This is a genomic window from Kitasatospora sp. NPDC056800, from assembly GCF_042789775.1.
Classification (GTDB): Bacteria; Actinomycetota; Actinomycetes; order Streptomycetales; family Streptomycetaceae; genus Kitasatospora.
In genome coordinates, this window is record NZ_JBHUAL010000040.1 from 35,567 (window position 1) to 51,147 (window position 15,581).

General features: G+C 72.7%; 18 protein-coding genes. 9 read left to right on the forward strand and 9 right to left on the reverse strand.

Annotated elements, in window-relative coordinates:
- Positions 1-90: 90 nt before the first annotated feature.
- Positions 91-492 (forward strand): hypothetical protein, encoded by a 402-nt coding sequence (locus tag ACFRQN_RS12200; RefSeq protein WP_049658920.1) that lies wholly within the window; start codon positions 91-93, stop codon positions 490-492.
- A gap of 64 nt (positions 493-556) precedes the next feature.
- Here the strand turns inward: ACFRQN_RS12200 and ACFRQN_RS12205 are convergent, their stop codons facing one another.
- Positions 557-1,543, reverse strand: coding sequence for an oxidoreductase (locus ACFRQN_RS12205; protein ID WP_380740083.1), 987 nt, complete (start codon positions 1,541-1,543; stop codon positions 557-559).
- A gap of 73 nt (positions 1,544-1,616) precedes the next feature.
- Here ACFRQN_RS12205 and ACFRQN_RS12210 point away from each other — a divergent pair, with 73 nt between their 5' ends.
- The gene (locus tag ACFRQN_RS12210; protein WP_380740085.1) at positions 1,617-2,033 is read left to right on the forward strand and encodes a MerR family transcriptional regulator; all 417 of its coding nucleotides are present in this window, start codon (positions 1,617-1,619) and stop codon (positions 2,031-2,033) included.
- A gap of 92 nt (positions 2,034-2,125) precedes the next feature.
- Positions 2,126-2,878 (forward strand): DUF6215 domain-containing protein, encoded by a 753-nt coding sequence (locus ACFRQN_RS12215; protein ID WP_380740087.1) that lies wholly within the window; start codon positions 2,126-2,128, stop codon positions 2,876-2,878.
- 23 nt (positions 2,879-2,901) lie between these two features.
- On the opposite strand, the gene ACFRQN_RS12220 is transcribed toward ACFRQN_RS12215, so the two are convergent.
- Entirely contained in the window at positions 2,902-3,768 is an 867-nt protein-coding gene (locus ACFRQN_RS12220; RefSeq protein WP_380740089.1) for a hypothetical protein, read from the reverse strand.
- 50 nt (positions 3,769-3,818) lie between these two features.
- Between ACFRQN_RS12220 and ACFRQN_RS12225 the strand changes: the two genes are divergently transcribed.
- Entirely contained in the window at positions 3,819-5,165 is a 1,347-nt protein-coding gene (locus tag ACFRQN_RS12225; RefSeq protein WP_380740091.1) for a hypothetical protein, read from the forward strand.
- Positions 5,166-5,287: 122 nt separating this feature from the next.
- Entirely contained in the window at positions 5,288-5,959 is a 672-nt protein-coding gene (locus tag ACFRQN_RS12230; RefSeq protein WP_380740093.1) for a DsbA family oxidoreductase, read from the forward strand.
- A 40-nt stretch (positions 5,960-5,999) separates the two neighbouring features.
- On the opposite strand, the gene ACFRQN_RS12235 is transcribed toward ACFRQN_RS12230, so the two are convergent.
- Positions 6,000-6,677: a hypothetical protein gene (locus ACFRQN_RS12235; protein ID WP_380740095.1), complete on the reverse strand. Its 678-nt coding sequence runs from the start codon at positions 6,675-6,677 to the stop codon at positions 6,000-6,002.
- A 268-nt stretch (positions 6,678-6,945) separates the two neighbouring features.
- Between ACFRQN_RS12235 and ACFRQN_RS12240 the strand changes: the two genes are divergently transcribed.
- A complete protein-coding gene (locus ACFRQN_RS12240) occupies positions 6,946-8,949 on the forward strand; it encodes a serine/threonine protein kinase (protein WP_380740097.1) in 2,004 nt (667 codons plus the stop codon).
- Positions 8,950-8,985: 36 nt separating this feature from the next.
- On the opposite strand, the gene ACFRQN_RS12245 is transcribed toward ACFRQN_RS12240, so the two are convergent.
- The 5 genes from ACFRQN_RS12245 to ACFRQN_RS12265 all read right to left on the reverse strand — a co-directional run bounded on the left by ACFRQN_RS12245 (position 8,986) and on the right by ACFRQN_RS12265 (position 11,387).
- On the reverse strand, positions 8,986-9,258 hold the full coding sequence (locus tag ACFRQN_RS12245) for a hypothetical protein (RefSeq protein WP_380740099.1): 273 nt from the start codon (positions 9,256-9,258) through the stop codon (positions 8,986-8,988).
- A 91-nt stretch (positions 9,259-9,349) separates the two neighbouring features.
- The gene (locus ACFRQN_RS12250; protein ID WP_380740101.1) at positions 9,350-10,300 is read right to left on the reverse strand and encodes a GNAT family N-acetyltransferase; all 951 of its coding nucleotides are present in this window, start codon (positions 10,298-10,300) and stop codon (positions 9,350-9,352) included.
- Positions 10,301-10,335: 35 nt separating this feature from the next.
- Positions 10,336-10,665, reverse strand: a complete 330-nt coding sequence (locus tag ACFRQN_RS12255; RefSeq protein WP_380740103.1) for a hypothetical protein — start codon at positions 10,663-10,665, stop codon at positions 10,336-10,338.
- A gap of 105 nt (positions 10,666-10,770) precedes the next feature.
- On the reverse strand, positions 10,771-11,025 hold the full coding sequence (locus ACFRQN_RS12260) for a hypothetical protein (protein ID WP_049653135.1): 255 nt from the start codon (positions 11,023-11,025) through the stop codon (positions 10,771-10,773).
- Complete coding sequence (locus ACFRQN_RS12265) at positions 11,022-11,387, reverse strand: ATP-binding protein (RefSeq protein ID WP_380740105.1); 366 nt, start codon at positions 11,385-11,387, stop codon at positions 11,022-11,024. Before ACFRQN_RS12265 ends, ACFRQN_RS12260 begins: the two co-directional genes overlap by 4 nt.
- A 182-nt stretch (positions 11,388-11,569) precedes the next feature.
- Here ACFRQN_RS12265 and ACFRQN_RS12270 point away from each other — a divergent pair, with 182 nt between their 5' ends.
- The 3 genes from ACFRQN_RS12270 to ACFRQN_RS12280 all read left to right on the forward strand — a co-directional run bounded on the left by ACFRQN_RS12270 (position 11,570) and on the right by ACFRQN_RS12280 (position 13,686).
- Entirely contained in the window at positions 11,570-12,457 is an 888-nt protein-coding gene (locus ACFRQN_RS12270) for a helix-turn-helix domain-containing protein (protein WP_380740107.1), read from the forward strand.
- Positions 12,441-12,668, forward strand: coding sequence for a DUF397 domain-containing protein (locus tag ACFRQN_RS12275; RefSeq protein ID WP_380740109.1), 228 nt, complete (start codon positions 12,441-12,443; stop codon positions 12,666-12,668). Before ACFRQN_RS12270 ends, ACFRQN_RS12275 begins: the two co-directional genes overlap by 17 nt.
- Positions 12,669-12,735: 67 nt before the next feature.
- The gene (locus tag ACFRQN_RS12280) at positions 12,736-13,686 is read left to right on the forward strand and encodes a phosphotransferase (RefSeq protein WP_380740111.1); all 951 of its coding nucleotides are present in this window, start codon (positions 12,736-12,738) and stop codon (positions 13,684-13,686) included.
- Positions 13,687-13,811: 125 nt separating this feature from the next.
- Here the strand turns inward: ACFRQN_RS12280 and ACFRQN_RS12285 are convergent, their stop codons facing one another.
- Complete coding sequence (locus tag ACFRQN_RS12285) at positions 13,812-15,386, reverse strand: TIGR03086 family metal-binding protein (protein WP_380740113.1); 1,575 nt, start codon at positions 15,384-15,386, stop codon at positions 13,812-13,814.
- Between the last annotated feature and the right edge of the window lie 195 nt (positions 15,387-15,581).

The window sequence follows — 15,581 nt, forward strand, 5'->3', positions numbered from 1 at the left end:
GTCGACCGCCCGTCGACCGCTTGTCCACGCCCCACCCCGACCGTGATCACCTGCCGGCCACCGGGGCCGGCCCCCTCCGAGGAGCTGAAAATGATCACGAAGCGGATCGCACGGGCGTCGACACTGGCCCTGGCAACCGCCGCACTGGCCGGCACGTTCACCGTCGGCGGCGCGGGCAACGCGTTCGCGGCGTCGGGCGGCGGCTGCAACGGCAGCACCCAGCAGGCGTGCGTCAGCGTCAACGGGAGCACCCTGGTCGCCGACGCGTACACCAACTTCGCGAACTCCAACTGCACGGTCGACCTGGTCCTGTACGACCGGAGCACCGGCTACCGGTGGGACACGATGGCGGGCTGCGGGCTCGGCTGGTCCCACTACGTCGGCACGCAGGTCCCCAACCCCACCCCGGGCCACGTCTACCAGACCCAGCTCATCGTCAACTGGGGCGCCGGGAACGTGGGCGTCACGTGGAGCCCCGAGCTGACCGCCTGACGCCTCCGGGCCGTCGTGGAGCGGGACGTCGGCCGGGCCGACTTCCCGCTCCGTGTTCGGCGGCTCAGCGGGGCACCGGGGTGGCGCCGGTCGCGGCCAGCGAGAGCTCCCAGAGGCGGGCCGCCCCGTCCGGGTCGACGGCGTACGGGCGGACGCCGCCGTCGTCCATCGGGGTGCCCGGACCGGCGGGGCACGCGACCTCGCAGTCCTCCAGGTAGAGCCCGCCCAGGCCGTCGAGCAGCGGCGAGGTGGCCGCCCACAGGCCGGTGGCGGCGCCCTGGGAAGGGGACTTGAAGTCCGCGCCGATCACGGTGCCCCGCTCGTCCACCCAGCCGCGCTCGACCTGCTCCTGCCGGGTCATCTCCCGCTGGAGCCCGGTGATGATCTTCCCGGGGTGGAGCGCGAACGCCCGGACGCCGTCCGCCCGTCCGAGCGCGTCGAGGTGCACGGCGAACAGGGCGTTGGCGGTCTTGGACTGGCCGTACGCCAGCCACTTGTCGTAGCCGGTGCGGAAGTGCGGGTCGTGCCGCCGGATGTCCGTCAGGAAGTGCCCGGCCGAGCTGTTGACGACGACGCGGGCGCCGTCCGGGGCGGCGGCCAGCAGCGGGTACAGCTCGCAGGCGAGCAGGAAGTGCCCGAGGTGGTTGGCGGCGAACTGCCCCTCCCAGCCCGGCCCGACGCGCCGCTCGGGGGTGGCCATGACCCCGGCCACGGCGAACAGCAGGTCGAGGCGGTCCGTGGCCTCGCGGACCAGCCCGGCGGCGGCGCGGACGCTCGCCGGGTCGGCGAGGTCCATCGGGACGATCCGGCTCCCGGTTCCGGCGAGCGCGGCGCGGGCGGTGTCCGGGCGGCGGGCCGGGACGATCACCTCGGCCCCGGCGGCGGCCAGCGCCCGGGTGGTCTCCAGGCCGAGGCCGGAGTAGCCGCCGGTGACGACGGCGGTGCGGCCGGAGAGGTCGAGGCCCGCCAGGACCTCCTCGGCGGTGGTGGCGGCGGAGAAGGGCGAACCGATCGGCTGCTGGTGCTGGTGCTGGAGCTGAGTGGTGGTCATGGCGATGACCGTAGGAAGTGGAGCGCGGTCTAGATCAAGTCCGGCTCCCGCGTTCTTCCTATGCTCTGACGCCATGACGGAACTCAGCATCGGTGAGGTGGGCACCGGGCTCAGCGTGCACGCCCTGCGCTTCTACGAGCGCGAGGGGCTGCTGGTCGGCCCGGTGCGGCGCACGGCGGGCGGGCGGCGGCGGTACGCCGTGCTGGACGTGCAGTGGCTGGAGATCTGCGTCAGGCTCCGCGAGTCCGGCATGCCGCTCGCCGACCTGCGCCGCTTCGCCGAACTGGTCCGGCAGGGCCCGGGCAACGAGGCCGAACGGCTGCGGCTGCTCGACACCCACCGGCAACGGGTCGACGAGCGGATCCGGGAGCTGGAGGAGTGCCGCTCACTGATCGCCTGGAAGACCGCCGTCTACGCCGACCACCTGGAGCGCGGCGAGGCCGCCGGGCTCTGGGACCCGACGGCGGAGAACCGGTCGGCCCGGGCCTGATCCGCCCGACACCACGGCCGGCGCTACCATCGGCCCGGCTCATGGGGCCCTCGGGTGCCCGGGGCGGGCCACTCGAACGGGGGGATCCAGGAATGGCGTCCGACGCGGCCGACACCACCGACGCCGCAAACACAGCCGACATCGCCGACATCGCCGGAACGACCGACGGCGACGCGACGACCGGCACCGCCGACGGCACCGGCACCGGCGCCCGGAAGCGCGGCGGCCGACCGGGCCTCCGGACGGCGGCCGCGGCGGCCCTGGCCGTCGCCCTCCTGGGCGGCCTGTGGGGGCTGGGGTTCCTCCACCTCCCGAAGCCGGGGCACGAGCCGGGCGGCCCCGGAAAGCCGGCCGAGTGCGCCGCGCCCCGCCCCACCGACAAGCCGGGCTACCCGGCGCTCTGCGCGGCGCTCAACCGCCCCGACCTCCCGGCCCTGCTGGGCACGCCCGAGGACCGCGTCACCGTCGCGCAGCCGGCGCCGATCACCTTCGGCACGGACGTCATGGCGGAGGTGCGGCTCACCCACACCGTCGTGAGCCTGCTGGACAGCAGCACCTCGCTCGAGGACACGCGCGACATGCGGCGGGTCTACACCTGGCCGGCCACCGTCCTCGGCCACCCCGCCGCGACCTACTGGTCCAACGCGACATCGGTCATCCCCGGCGGGAAGCTCGGCCCCGCCACGCGGAACATCGTCGTCGCCCAGGACCCGGCGGCACCCGGCGGACGGGCCTTCGAGGTCGTCGTCTTCCGCGACGACGGCCTGACACCCGACGAGGCGACCCTGACCCGGCTCGCCGAGACGGTGCTGCCCACCGTCCCGGGCTGGGTCCCGGCCCCGTAGCCGGACACGGCGGGCCTCCTCCCTCAGGCGTCTCCCTCGTCCTCGTCCTCGCCGTAGGGCGGGATGGTCCAGCGCAGGACCGTCCCGCCCGCCCCGTCGGCTTCGAGGGTGACCGGGAAGGCCTGGCCCCAGTCCCGCCCGCCGTGGTGCCGGACCGCGTGGTCGCCCTGGCACCAGTCGATCCCGAGCACCTGGCAGCCGCCGACCTCGATCGCGCCCACGCGCAGCGGGTGGTGCAGGCCGGCCCGCCGGAAGGTGAAGTAGTCGACGTGCTTCTCCACCGAGGTGGCCACTCCCCTGCCGGGCAGGCCGCCCCGCCAGGCGCCGATCTCGGCCTCCAGCGCGACCGCCTCCGCCACCGGGAGGTCGAGCCACCCGTACGGGCCCCCGTCACCCTCGTACGAGGGCATCCGCTCGCCGCCGAACCGCTCGTGCGCCTCCTGCTCGTACCGGCCCCAGTAGGAGAGGTCGGCGAGCCCGTCGGCCGGTTCGTCGTCCAGGCTCGTCCACGCGTCCAGCCCGACGGCGTCGCCGACCACCATGCCGCTCCGGTCGACCGGCAGGTCCCCGAGCAGTACCGGGCCCTCCGCACCCTCCGGCCAGGGCAGGCCGAGGGCGATCTCCAGCGTCGCGATCGTCGGCTCCTCGTCGAAGGCCGAGGGCTCGGTGGTGGCCCGCACCGCCAGCGGCCGGTCGGCGGCGGCCGGGACGGCGACCGCCTCGCACTCCTCGTCCCGCAGGTGACCGCCTCCCGTCTTCGCCGCCGCCGCGGCCCGCACCGGCAACGGATCCCCCAGCTCCCGCCAGTAGTCGATCCAGGTGGCCATGCCGAGCACCACCACCCCGGAGGGCGCGGTGACGAATCCCAGGTCAACGAAGGTTTCGGGCATCCGTCGATTATCTCCGGGCAGGACGTCGCCCCGTCGCCTAGCCTGGCCCGGTGAATCTTGACGATCTCGCCTGGCAGCGGCAGTTCGACGGCGGGATAGAGCCCGCCATGGCGGAATACCTGGCCCGACAGGGGCAGTTGGAGTTGCTGATCGAGACCGCACGGGACCGCGGTGAGTGGTTCTGCGCCGAGGTGGCGGTCGGTGAGCTGTGCGAGGCGGGGGAGTTCGAACGGGCCCTGACGGTGCTGGAGCCGTTCGTCGCGGTCGGCTGGCCGTTCGCCGTACGGGAGTCCGCCTCGATCCTGGTCCGGCAGGGCCGGATCGAGGAGGGGCTGGCGCTGGTGCGTCCGGACGCGGCCGGCCTGGAGTCGGCGTTCGACTGCCGCTGGTTCGCCGGGGCGCTGGTGGAGGCCGGGCGGGTGGACGAGGCCATCGAGGTGCTCACGCCCCACCTCGGGGAGCCCTGGATCCTGGAGTCCCTGGTCGATCTGACCAGGGGGGAGAACCGTGACGCCCGCGTCCTGGAGCTGCTCGCCCCGTGCGCCGAACGGGCCCTGGGCGGCGCGGCGGACTGCCGGTGCTCCGCGGCCGGGGGTCGGCGCGAGTGCCGGCACCAGCCGTCGGAGGTGCTGGTGAAGTACAGCCGGGTCCTGGAGCGCATGGGCCGGGCGGACGAGGCGATCCGGCTGCTGGGCACGGTCCTGCCGGTCGTCCCGCGCATCGCCTGGCGGTACGCCGACCTCCTCGCCGATCAGGGCCGGTTCGAGCAGCTGCGCGAGCTGGCCACCGGCGAGCACACGGAGCTCGCCCTGAACCGGTACGCGGACGCGCTGGAGGAGCAGGGGCGGGTCCGGGAGGCCGAAGCCGTCCTCCACGAGGCCCTTGCCGCGGACGGCAAGCACAGTCGCCGACGCCTCATGGCCTTCCTCGCCCGCCAGGGACGCCTCGACGAGGTCGTCGACGTCGGACGGCCCACGTACGAGCACACCGAAGGGAACCTCCTCCACGAGGCGATCGACCTGCTGATCAGGGCGGGCCGCCCGGAGCCGGGGCTGGAGCTCGTGGACAGCCTCGGCGCCGCGTACGTCGAGGCGCATGCCGACGTCCTGGGCCACACCCGGCTGCGCCTGCTCGCGAAGGCCGGGCGCTACGCCGAGGGCATCGCGGAGGCGCGGGCCCTGAACAAGCGGGAGCCCGGCCAGTGGGACACCACGCTGGCCTGGCTGCTGGATCTGGACGGCCGGACGGACGAGGCCCTCGACCTGCTCCGGTCGTCCACCCAGCGCTGGGCCCACCTGGCGGTTGCCGAGATCCTGAACAGGCGCGGCCGCTACGCCGAGGCCGTCGCCGCCGTCCCCACGGTGTCCGCCCAGCGCGAGGCCTGGGGCCGGGACTGAGACAGGAGGCCGCCGACCGGCCGGCCCGAATAGTTCAGTGAGAGAAATATTCAGGTGGACGGAGGCGTTCCGGCAGGAGCAGGCGCGGGAGGTCCGCGCGAGGCTGGAAGGAGTGCGGCGCCGTGCGCGTGGAGATCTGGACCGACATCAACTGCCCCTGGTGCTACATCGGCAAGGCCCGGTTCGAGCAGGCACTGGCGGCGTTCCCGCACCGCGAGGAGGTGGAGGTCGTCCACCGCTCCTTCGAGCTGGACCCGCGGGCGCCGCACGAGGCCCGTCCGGTCGTACCGCTGCTCGCCGCCAAGTACGGGATGAGCCTGGAGCAGGCCGAGGCGGCGGAGGCCCGGATCGCCGAGAACGCGCACGCCGAGGGCCTGCCGTACCTGCGCGAGGGGCGCGACGCGGCGAACTCCTTCGACATGCACCGGCTGCTGCACTTCGCCGAGGAGCACGGCCGGCAGGGGCAGCTGCTGGACGCGCTGTACCGGGCGAACTTCGCCGAGGAGCGGTCGGCCTTCGAGGAGGGCCGGCTGGTCGAGCTGGCGGTCGAGGCCGGGCTGGACGGCGAGGCGGCCGCGGTCGTCCTGGCCGACCCGGAGGCCTACGCGGAAGCGGTGCGCGAGGACGAGACCACGGCGAGCGCCATGGGGGCGACGGGCGTGCCGTTCTTCGTCCTGGACCGGCGCCTCGGCGTCTCGGGCGCCCAGCCCGCGGAAACGTTCACCCGCGCACTGGAGCAGGCCTGGGAGAGCCGGGTCGCCCTGCCGCTGACCCCGCTCGCACCCAAGGAGTGAGGCGGGGCGGAGCAGGAAGTCGGCCGGGCCGACTTCCTGCTCACCCGGCTTGCCAGCGGTGGGCGTAGACGATGTGCAGGCTCGCCGGAACGCCCTTGGCCGCCCGCCCGGAGCCCCAGCCCTCGTGGTCGAGCTCGATGCAGTAGTGCTCGTCGGGGCGCCACCCGAAGCGCCACCCGGGGGCCTCGCGGGTGAACTCGTGGAGCTGGGAGCCCGACCAGCGGAAGGCCGTGGGGCTGCCGGTGACCACCAGCGTGTGGGCGGCCCCGGAGAAGCGGAGCCGGTCCCGCCAACCGGCGAAGTGGTGGCGTTCGTAATCGATCTCCTCGTCGGACGGGAAGTCCGTCACCGGCAGGTCGACGGTATGCGGCGTCCCGGCGCCGAGCCGCGCCCGGACCTCCTTCCAGCGTGACGCGGGGAAGCCCAGGCTGTGGTGGACGAGCAGCAGGTCCAGCCGGTCCTCGGACGGGACGTCGCCCAGCCCGGCCGGACCGGCGTTGGCCCGCAGCGGCAGGTGCACCAGGGAGTGCCGGGAGCGGGCCGCCAGGGCCCAGGCGGTGGCCAGGTCCTCGGCGCCCTGCCGGTCGAGGTGCAGGTGCATGTACGTGCTGCCCGGGCCGGCGTACAGGAGGGCCCCGGCGGTCTGCCGCGCCGGGGTGATCACCCGGTACTCGTCCCGGCCGAGCCGCACCCGGTGGATCTTCGTTCGCAGTCTCACCAGGTCTTCGTACCGGAGACCGGCCCGGGCTGTCCTTCGGTTTTCCTCCGGCCGGAGCCGCGCGGCGCTGCTCCGCCACGAGCCAGGCACCCCGGGGTGTCCTTGAGGGATCCGGCCCCCTGCCCGGCCGGAGCCGCCCCGCGCGACAGTTCCGAAACATTCAACCCCCGTGTGTAAAAAGACCATTGAGGCTGCCTCGCCGTCTGGCACACACTGTGCACCGACGCCCTTCCGGGGGCGGGGTCATGACACACCAGGGGGTAGGGGCATGATCGACAAGGACACCGTCCTCAACCACCGGTACCGGCTGCTGGAGCAGCTCGGCCGTGGCGGGATGGGGACGGTCTGGCGCGCCCGGGACGCCGTCACGGAACAGGACATCGCCGTCAAGGTGCTCAACCCGGGCCTGCTGGAGGATCCGACCGCCACCGAGCGTTTCCGCCGGGAGGCGAAGGCCGTCACCGGAATCGGCCACCCGGGCGTCGTGGGCGTCCACGACTACGGGGAGAGCGGTGCGGAGGGCACCGACGGCACGGAGAGCACCGACAGTACGGACGGCGCCGACGGCCCGAAGGGCACCGGCACCGGCCCGCGCTACGCCTACATCGTGATGGACCTGGTCGAGGGCCGGCCGCTCAGCGCGGTGCAGAAGGACGAAGGGCCGATGCCGCCCGAGCGGGCCCTGGCCATGGTGGCCACCGCACTGGACGCCCTCCAGGCCGTCCACCAGTCCGCCATCGTCCACCGCGACGTCAAACCGTCCAACCTGCTGGTGCGCGAGGACGGCACCGTGCTCGTCGCCGACTTCGGCCTCGCCCTGGCGATCGCCGACTCCAAACTCACCACGTCGAACGGATTCATCGGCACCGCCTCCTACGCCTCCCCCGAACAGGTCGACCCTTCTCCCGACAACCCCGTCACACCCGCCGCCGACCTCTACTCGATGGGGGTCGTCTGTTACGAACTGCTGGTCGGGAAGCTTCCGTTCGAGGGCGGACGCGCCATGCAGGTCGCGTACAAGCACGTCAACGAGCCGGCGCCGGAGCTGCCGGACACCTTCCCGCCGGCCGTCCGGGCGCTGGTCGCCAAGGCCCTGTCGAAGGCGCCGGAGGACCGGTACGAGAGCGCCGCCGAGATGGCGGCGGCGGCACGAGCGGCGGTCGGACTGCCGGTCGGTGAGGCCGCACAGCGGCCGGTCAGGCTGTGGAAGAGCGCCCCGAGGACGGGCGGTGCGGGCCCCGCTCCGCGGAGCGAGCCGGTCCCCACGGCCGAACTGGTCGTGAAGGTGTCCCCGGTCGTCCAGGCGGACGCTCAGCAGGCGGCCGAGCAGAGCGGCCGCCGCCGCTCGCGGCGCCGCCTGCTGGTACCGGTGATCATCCCGGTCATCGTCTCGTTGGGCACGGCGGGCGCCCTGCTGGTCGACCGCAACCCGTTCAGCGCCGACGCCGCGCCCGGAAGCCGGTCGACCACCGCCGTGACCGCCCCGCCGCCCGGGGGCACCGGTGTCCCGGACACCGCTGCCCCCGTCGAGACCCCGGCCGCCACCCCGGCGGGCGACCAGCTGCCGGGGACCACCCCCGACCAGCAGACGCCGCAGCAGCAACGGCCCGTGCCGCCGGCCTCCTCCGGCGGCAACGGGGGCAACGGCGGCAACGGGGGTACGAACGCGGGCAACGGCGGAGGCGCGAACAGCGGCGGCACGACCGCCGGACAGAACGGAGGCACCCAGCCCCGCCAGTCACCGGCCAACACCCCCGCCCCGCAACCCCCGGTGACCAACAACCCCGCCCCGCAGCCTCCGCCGCAGAACTCCCCCGGCGGGACCACCGCACAGCCCGGCGGCGGCAGCACCCCGCCACCGGAGTCCCCGGCTCGCCCGGCGGAGTGCGGCGGAACCAACTGGACGCGCATCATCAGTGTCCAGTCCGGCCTGCCGATCGGGCTGGCCAACGACAACCTGAACGCGAGCAACCCGGTCGTCCTGGGCGGCGCCACGCAGTACGGCTGGGTCGTCAGCTACGACAACTGGAACGAGTACCACGCCTGCAACTCCGCAGGCTACCGCCTGATCAGGGGCGCCCCCTTCAACAACGCGGTGACCCTCGGCAACGGCCTCGACTTCGCGTACCGGTGGACCGTACAGCCCGCCGCCTCGGGCGGGTACACCCTGGGCGACGGCACCAACTGCATGACCGCCGGCGCGCGGGGCAAGCCCATCACCATGACCACCTGCACCGACGACCTCGCGAGCCAGCTGTGGAAGTTCCAATGACCACAGGGGTGTCCACGCGCCCGCACGGCCTCGCAGTCAGCGGACCGGAAGGCCTCGCGAACGGGCGGCGAGCCAGGCGGCGGCACGCTGTCGTTCCTCGCGGTTGGAGAAACGACCGTCGTGACGCGCGATCCACTCCAGGTGTCGCAGGACGTTCTCCGAGCGGTCCGGGTCGCGCACCGCGAGCACGTCGATGCCGGTCTCGCCCGTCGAGGCGCCGACGTACACGCTGCCGTCCAGGGCCATCATGCCGAAGCCCGGGTGGCCCGAGCGCACGCCGAGGAACGCCGATGCCGTGCCTCGGCCCATGATGTCCCAGCGGTCCAGGAGCCGGACCCGGGTCCACTGCTCCGGTGCACGGGTGCGGCCGTGCCGGGTGGCTCCGGGGTGCTCCGGGCGCTCAGTCGTAGAAGAACTGGCGGAGGTCCTCCGCCGAGCCCGGGCCGAACAGGAAGGTCTCGCACCCGGCGAGCGCCCGGGGCGGTGGCGGCCCGTCGGCGGGGAGCCGCCGCAGCCAGGCCGCGCCCTGCTCCCCCACCGCGTGGACGGCGGAGAGCAGTTCGGCCATCCCCGCCGGGCGGGGCGGGGTCGCTCCGGCGACGGGGGCGAGCTCCCACCCACCGGCCCGGGCGGCGAGCCGCACCGCGCCCGCCCAGGTGGCGATGCGGCAGAGGCGTTTGCGCAGGGGGAGTTCGACGGACGGGTCCAGGTACCCGAGTCCGACGGTCGCGGTGGCGAGGTCGTCCATCACCCGGCGCTCGACGGGGGTGCGGATCCAGTGGCCCTCCTGGGCGTCCTCGATGGCGGCGCTCCACCACTCCCAGGCGCTGTCGAGGCGGGCCGCTGCCTCGGACTCGGCCGCTGTCCGCGAGGGAGGACCCAGCCGGGACGCCTGCGGCCGGTACAGGTGGAACAGTTCCGGATCACCCTCGTCGAGGCCCTGGACGAGGCCGACCGGCTGCCACCCGGCCCGGTGCAGGAGCCGTCGCATCGGCTGGTTGGAGACGTTGGTCGAGGTGAACAGCTTCGGGGTCTCGCAGGAGGCCGCCGCGGCGTCCAGCAGCCGGCGGCCGACGCCCCTGCCGCGCGCGGCGGGCGAGACCATCAGCATCGTGACGAAGCCCTGCTCGAAGAACGTGTACTCGGCGACGCAGTAGCCGAGGAGCCCGGACGCGTCTTCGGCCACGAGCACCGGGCCCGGGGCCTGCCGGCACCATCGCCGGATGCTCGCCGCCCGCTCCTCGTCGCCTTCGAGGGCGACCGAGTCGATACCGGTCAGCCCGTCCGCGTCCGCGTCGGTGCCGCGCCGAACGACGAAGTCGCCGAAGTCGCCGAAGTCCACTGTGTCCATGGGGACATGCTGCCAGGTGGCTCCGGTACGAACCTCTACTGCGGCCCCGGTCCTCCGTAAACGACCCGGGGGTGCAGCCGGGTCGCCTGCCAGGGCGAGTTACGGCCGGCGGCCTCGCGGTAGGCGACGCGCTGGACGGCGAAGAGCAGCCGGTAGAGGTTGAGGGCGGTGTCGGAGTCGTCGGCGGCGAAGCCGAGGTCGTGGACGAAGGTCTCGAGCTTGGGCCAGTCGAAGTCGTCGGGGACGGGCGGGGCGACGGCGACGCCGAACAGCGCGTTGAAGGCCGCGGCGACGGCGTAGTGGGTGGCGGCGAGGGCGTTGAGGACGTCGGGGTCGGCGGCCGGGTCGAGGACGGGGTCGGGCACGTCAGGTCTCCTCTTGGTCGGGCCTTGCAAGCTTGAGCGTGGTGACGACGCCCAGGGCGACGGTGGCGAACGCCAGGGCGAGGAGGGAGAGGAAGGCGGCGGCGATCAGGAACCGCACGAGCGCTCACGGTCGGCGTCGAAGAGGAGGGTCAGGAGGTTCATCAGCGTCGAGGCGGGAGCCGTGTTGAAGGCGACCAGGACGCGGCCGTCCATGGTCGTGTCCGTGGTGGCGGAGGGGAAGATCAGGCCGAACGCGCGGCCGCGCTCCTGGAGTTCGGCGAGGAGGATGCGGACCTGGTCCTCGGTGTAGCCCCGGATGCGGGGGTCGGTGGGCTGCATGGGGAAGCGGCGACGGTTCACGCGGAGGCCTCCAGTTCGAACCAGACGACCTTGCCCGTCTTGCGGGGCTCGGCGCCGAGGCGGTGGGTGAGGGCACGGACGAGGAAGAGGCCCCGGCCGGAGGAGGCGAGCGGGTCCGTGGGGAGGTGGACGGTGGGGAAGATCGGGTTGTTGTCCGCGACCGAGACCCGCAGACGGTGGCCGGTGAGGGCCAGCACGACCATGGGGGCAAGGGTGCCCCCGTGCCGCCAGGCGTTGACGAAGACTTCGTGGAGGGCGAGTTCGGCGTCGGAGATGACGGACGGTCGCCACCCGGCCGAGACGAGGAGGTCGGAGAGCTCGGAACGAGCGGTGGACCAGTCCGGAAGGTTGCAGGCACGCATGAGAGACCCCAAGGGAGGAAGAGGGGAATCGACGAAGCAGACACTCCGTCATGTGATCGGTGCAACACTGAGAGTAGGACCGTCGGTCACACGCGTGCAACCTGATCGCCGAGATATCTCCCCCAACTTGGCTAAGCTCACTCGTGTGGGTGGAGACTGGCCCGACACGGAAGGAACCCCCCTTGGCACTCAGGACCCAAATCAGCGAGCGACAGCGGCGGTTCGGCGCTGAGCTGAGAAGGTTGCGCGAGGCCGCAGGCCTGGCGGTCAAGGACGCCGGCGCCCTCATCGGCATCGCGGGCCCGCAGCTGAGCCACATCGAGGCAGCTCGAACGGCGCTCGACCCGGAGCGACTCTCGGTCTTGCTCGAAGGCTACGGGTGCACGGATGAGACCTACATCGCGCTGCTGCACGCTCTCGGAGCGAGTGACGGGAAGGGCTGGTGGAGCGCATTCAAGGGGCGGGTTCCGGCTCTCGCCCTGGACCTGGCAGAGGCCGAAGACCGAGCAGAATCCTTCGCTGTCTTCGACTCCCTGTACATTCCGGGAACGCTCCAGGTTCCAGGCTACGTCGAGGCCATCTACAAGGGCGCTTACAAGGATGGCCGTTGGGACGTTGCCACGGCCGTTGAGTTCCGCCTACAACGTCAACGCATCATGACCGACAGCAAGCAGCGACAGTTTCGGTACGTCATCCATGAGGCAGCACTCCGGATGCAATTCGCTGGCAGGCTCGTGATGCGCGACCAGATCCACCATCTCGTAGACATGGCAGAACTCCCCAATGTCACGATCGAGATCTTGCCGTTCGATGCCCCCGGGAGGGCGCCATACGCTGGCGCGTTCCTGATCTGCGACCCCGGGTGCACGGACCTCTCAACCATCATCCTGGATGGACCGAAGCGGGCGGTCCACCTTGGCGATCCCGATGACGTGGCGGCGTACCACCAAAAGTTCCAAGAGGCCCGGGATCTCGCACTACCTGCTGTTGATGCCAGCAAGCCCAGGCGTGACAGCTCTCGCGACTCCTGGGGGCTCCTTCAACACATTCTCTATGAACTCCAGCACTGAAAGGCACCCGATGTCCCACCTGGCCTGGCAGAAGTCATCCTTCAGCAACGCCGATGGCGGCAGCACGTGCGTTGAGCTGGCCGCCGAAGGAAACGACGTCCGCTTCCTCCGTGAGTCGGACGACCCTTCCGTCATCGTCACCACCACAACCACGAAGCTCCGCGCCTTCCTCCTCGGCGCCAAGGCCGGCGAGTTCGACCACCTCATCTGAACCACGCGACGGGAGCGGGACGGCGATACCGCCATCCCGCCCTCTGTCTCTGCCGCAGGAAGTCACCGTGACCCCGAACGATCCCTGCTCCCCGACCTCCGTGAGGCCGTCCTGGGATGAACTCCCCCTCCCGGCACAGGAGTCCGTCGAGACCCACCTCGGCGCACCGGTCATCAACGCCCAATCCCAGGCCGGCGGGTTCAGCCCCGGCCTGGCGGTCCGCGCCACCCTCGCCGACGGCCGGGCCGTCTTCCTCAAGGGAACCGCCACCGACCACCCCGTCCACGGGAGGTACGCCGCCGAGGCAGCCATCAACCGAAGCCTGACCCGGCAGGTCCCCGTGCCGAGGATGCTCGTCTCCTGGGAGGCCGGCGGATGGCTGCTGATGGCCTTCGAGGACGTCGGCGGCGGCCACCCCGACCTCGGCCCCGGGTCGGCCGACCTCCCCGCCGTCGTCCGGCTGCTCGACCAACTCCCCAGGGCGGTCAGCCCGTCGCCGATCCCCGACGCCCCGTCCATCGTCTCCGTCCTCGGGGGCGGCTCCCGCAGCTGGCGGGCTCTCGCCGACCAGCAGGCCGAGCTCGACCCGTGGTCCACCCGGCACATCGGGCAGCTCGCGGCCGTCGAGTGCGACTGGCACGCCGCATCCGCCGGGGTCTGCCTCCTCCACGCGGACCTGCGCGCCGACAACATGCTCATGCGCGGTGACGACGCCCTCGCCATCGACTGGGCCTACCTCCACCAGGGCGCCGCCTGGATCGACCCGGCCTTCCTCGTCACCCAGCTGATCCGCGCGGGCCATACCCCGGCCCAGGCCGAAGCCCTGCTCGCACCCGTGGCCTCGTGGGCTGCCGCCCCGCCGGACGCGATCACCTCCTTCGCGGTGGCCCAGGCCGGCTACTGGGAGCTGAACTCCAGGCTCCCGGCCCCGCCGGGAGTGCCGTACCTGCGCGGCTACCAGGCCTCCATGGCCGCCATCGGCCGGACGTGGATCGCGCACCGGACCGGCTGGCACTGACCGAACTCGCAGCACCCGCAGCGCTGTTCGCGGAGCCCACCAGCGAGCACGAGCCCTGCCGCTGATCCCCGCCCGCTCGTTGGCCCCCGACGAGCGGGCGGGGCCGTGTCCGCTACCGCCGTTGCTCAGGCGACGGCGCGACCGAGGTGGGCGGCCAGGCGGTCGAGGGCGGTCGCGTCGTGGGGCGCGGGCCGGGGCGGGGCGAAGGAGCCGCCTTCCGTCCGCGGCAGGCCCGCGTAGATCTCCCGCACCACGGGCATGGCCACCGTCGCAATGTCCGGGACCAGGTCGCGCGGGTGTCCGATGGCTTCGGCCAAGTCCCAACCGTGGACCAGCATTTCGATGACCAACTGCTCGACGAGACGTCGGCCCGGCGCCGGCCCGTACCGCCGGTCGAGCATGCCGGGCCGGCGAAAGGCCGTGAGCGTCCGCTGGGCGGCGGTCCGGAACGCCGCGACATGATCACCGCCCAGGTGATCCGCGGCGGCATCGGACCGGGGCCTCCCGTCCGCCAGGCCGGCCCACATCAGGTTCTCCCAGACCAGGTGGTCCAGCAAGGCGCGGACGTCCCAGTCGGCGCACGGTGTCGGCCCGTCGAGGCGGCTCGGGTCGACGGCGCTGACGAGGTCACCCACGGCCTGGAGGACTCGCTCGCAGGCGGCGATCAGACCCACCGGCTCCCAGGCCTCGGCTCCGGAGTCGTACAGCGCGTCGAGATCGGCGGCGCGGCGTCCAGGTTCGGGGTTGGCACGCAGGGCGGTCTTCAGCCAGTTGCCCGCCGTCTCCAGACTCGGCCGCGCCGGTTGGCCGTTGATGAGGCAGAGCAGCTGCCAGTACCGCTCGACGCACGGGACGGAGACGATGCCGAGTTGTTCGAGCAGCAGGCTCCGGGCCGGCGCGCCGTCGGTGCGGACCCCGTCGACGGTCCGCGCCTGGGTGGGGAGCCACTTCTCGACGACGGCCGCGACAACGGGTTCCGCCGCGGGCGAGTCCGGCGCGATCCCGTCCCGGACGGCCTCGTCCACCCGCCCAGTCCAGTAGTCGGTGACCCGCCGTGCCTCCTGGAGTGTGGCGTCATCGTGCTCGCCGGGGGCGTGTTCGGCCGCGTACTGCGCCATGCGCCGCATCGCGGCCCGCAGTTCGGGATCGGCCACCAGCTCGCCCAGTTCGATCCAGGCGTCGACCTGCGCGTCCGTGGGGTCGTCGGGCAGCTCCGGGGTGGCGGCCAGCAGGCCGCTGCGGTAGGTCGGTACGTCCAGGCCGGCGAGCGTCCCGGTCACGAACTCGTGGATGGTCTTCCGGCGTTCGGCAGCGGACAGTCGGGCGGTGCGGTTCATGAAGGCGAGTCCTTCGGCAGTGGTTTCGCGACGGGCGGCGGAGCGCAGGACCGCCTGTTGCGCGCGCAGCAGGCGGATCCTCGTCTCCAGCACGTCGACGTGGACCGCGGCCACCTCCGCCAAGGTGTGCTCCCGGTCGAGGACTTCGCGGATAGCCGGCAGGCCGAGCCCGAGGTCCCGCAGCGTCCGTGCCAGCTCCAGGCGGGCCACGGACTCCGCGTCGTAGACCCGGTACCCGGCGGCCGTGCGTCGGGCCGGTGGCACGAGGCCGAGATCGGACCAGTGCCGGATGAGCTTCACCGACAGCCCGGTCTTCCCCGCGACCTCTCCGATGCTCCACAGCACCCTGTCGTCGACGTGCATGTGCCCCACTCTCGGCTCTCCCACGATGGGAGAGTCAACCAGCCGGGAGCTCTGGCCTACCGCGCGCGTTGACCGTCGCTCCGCCCCGCAGCCGGCCCGGAAACGCGAAGAACCCCCATCCGGGACCCGGATGGGGGTTCTTCTGAAGAATTGTTCGGCGGCGTCCTACTCTCCCACAGGGTCCCCCCTGCAGTA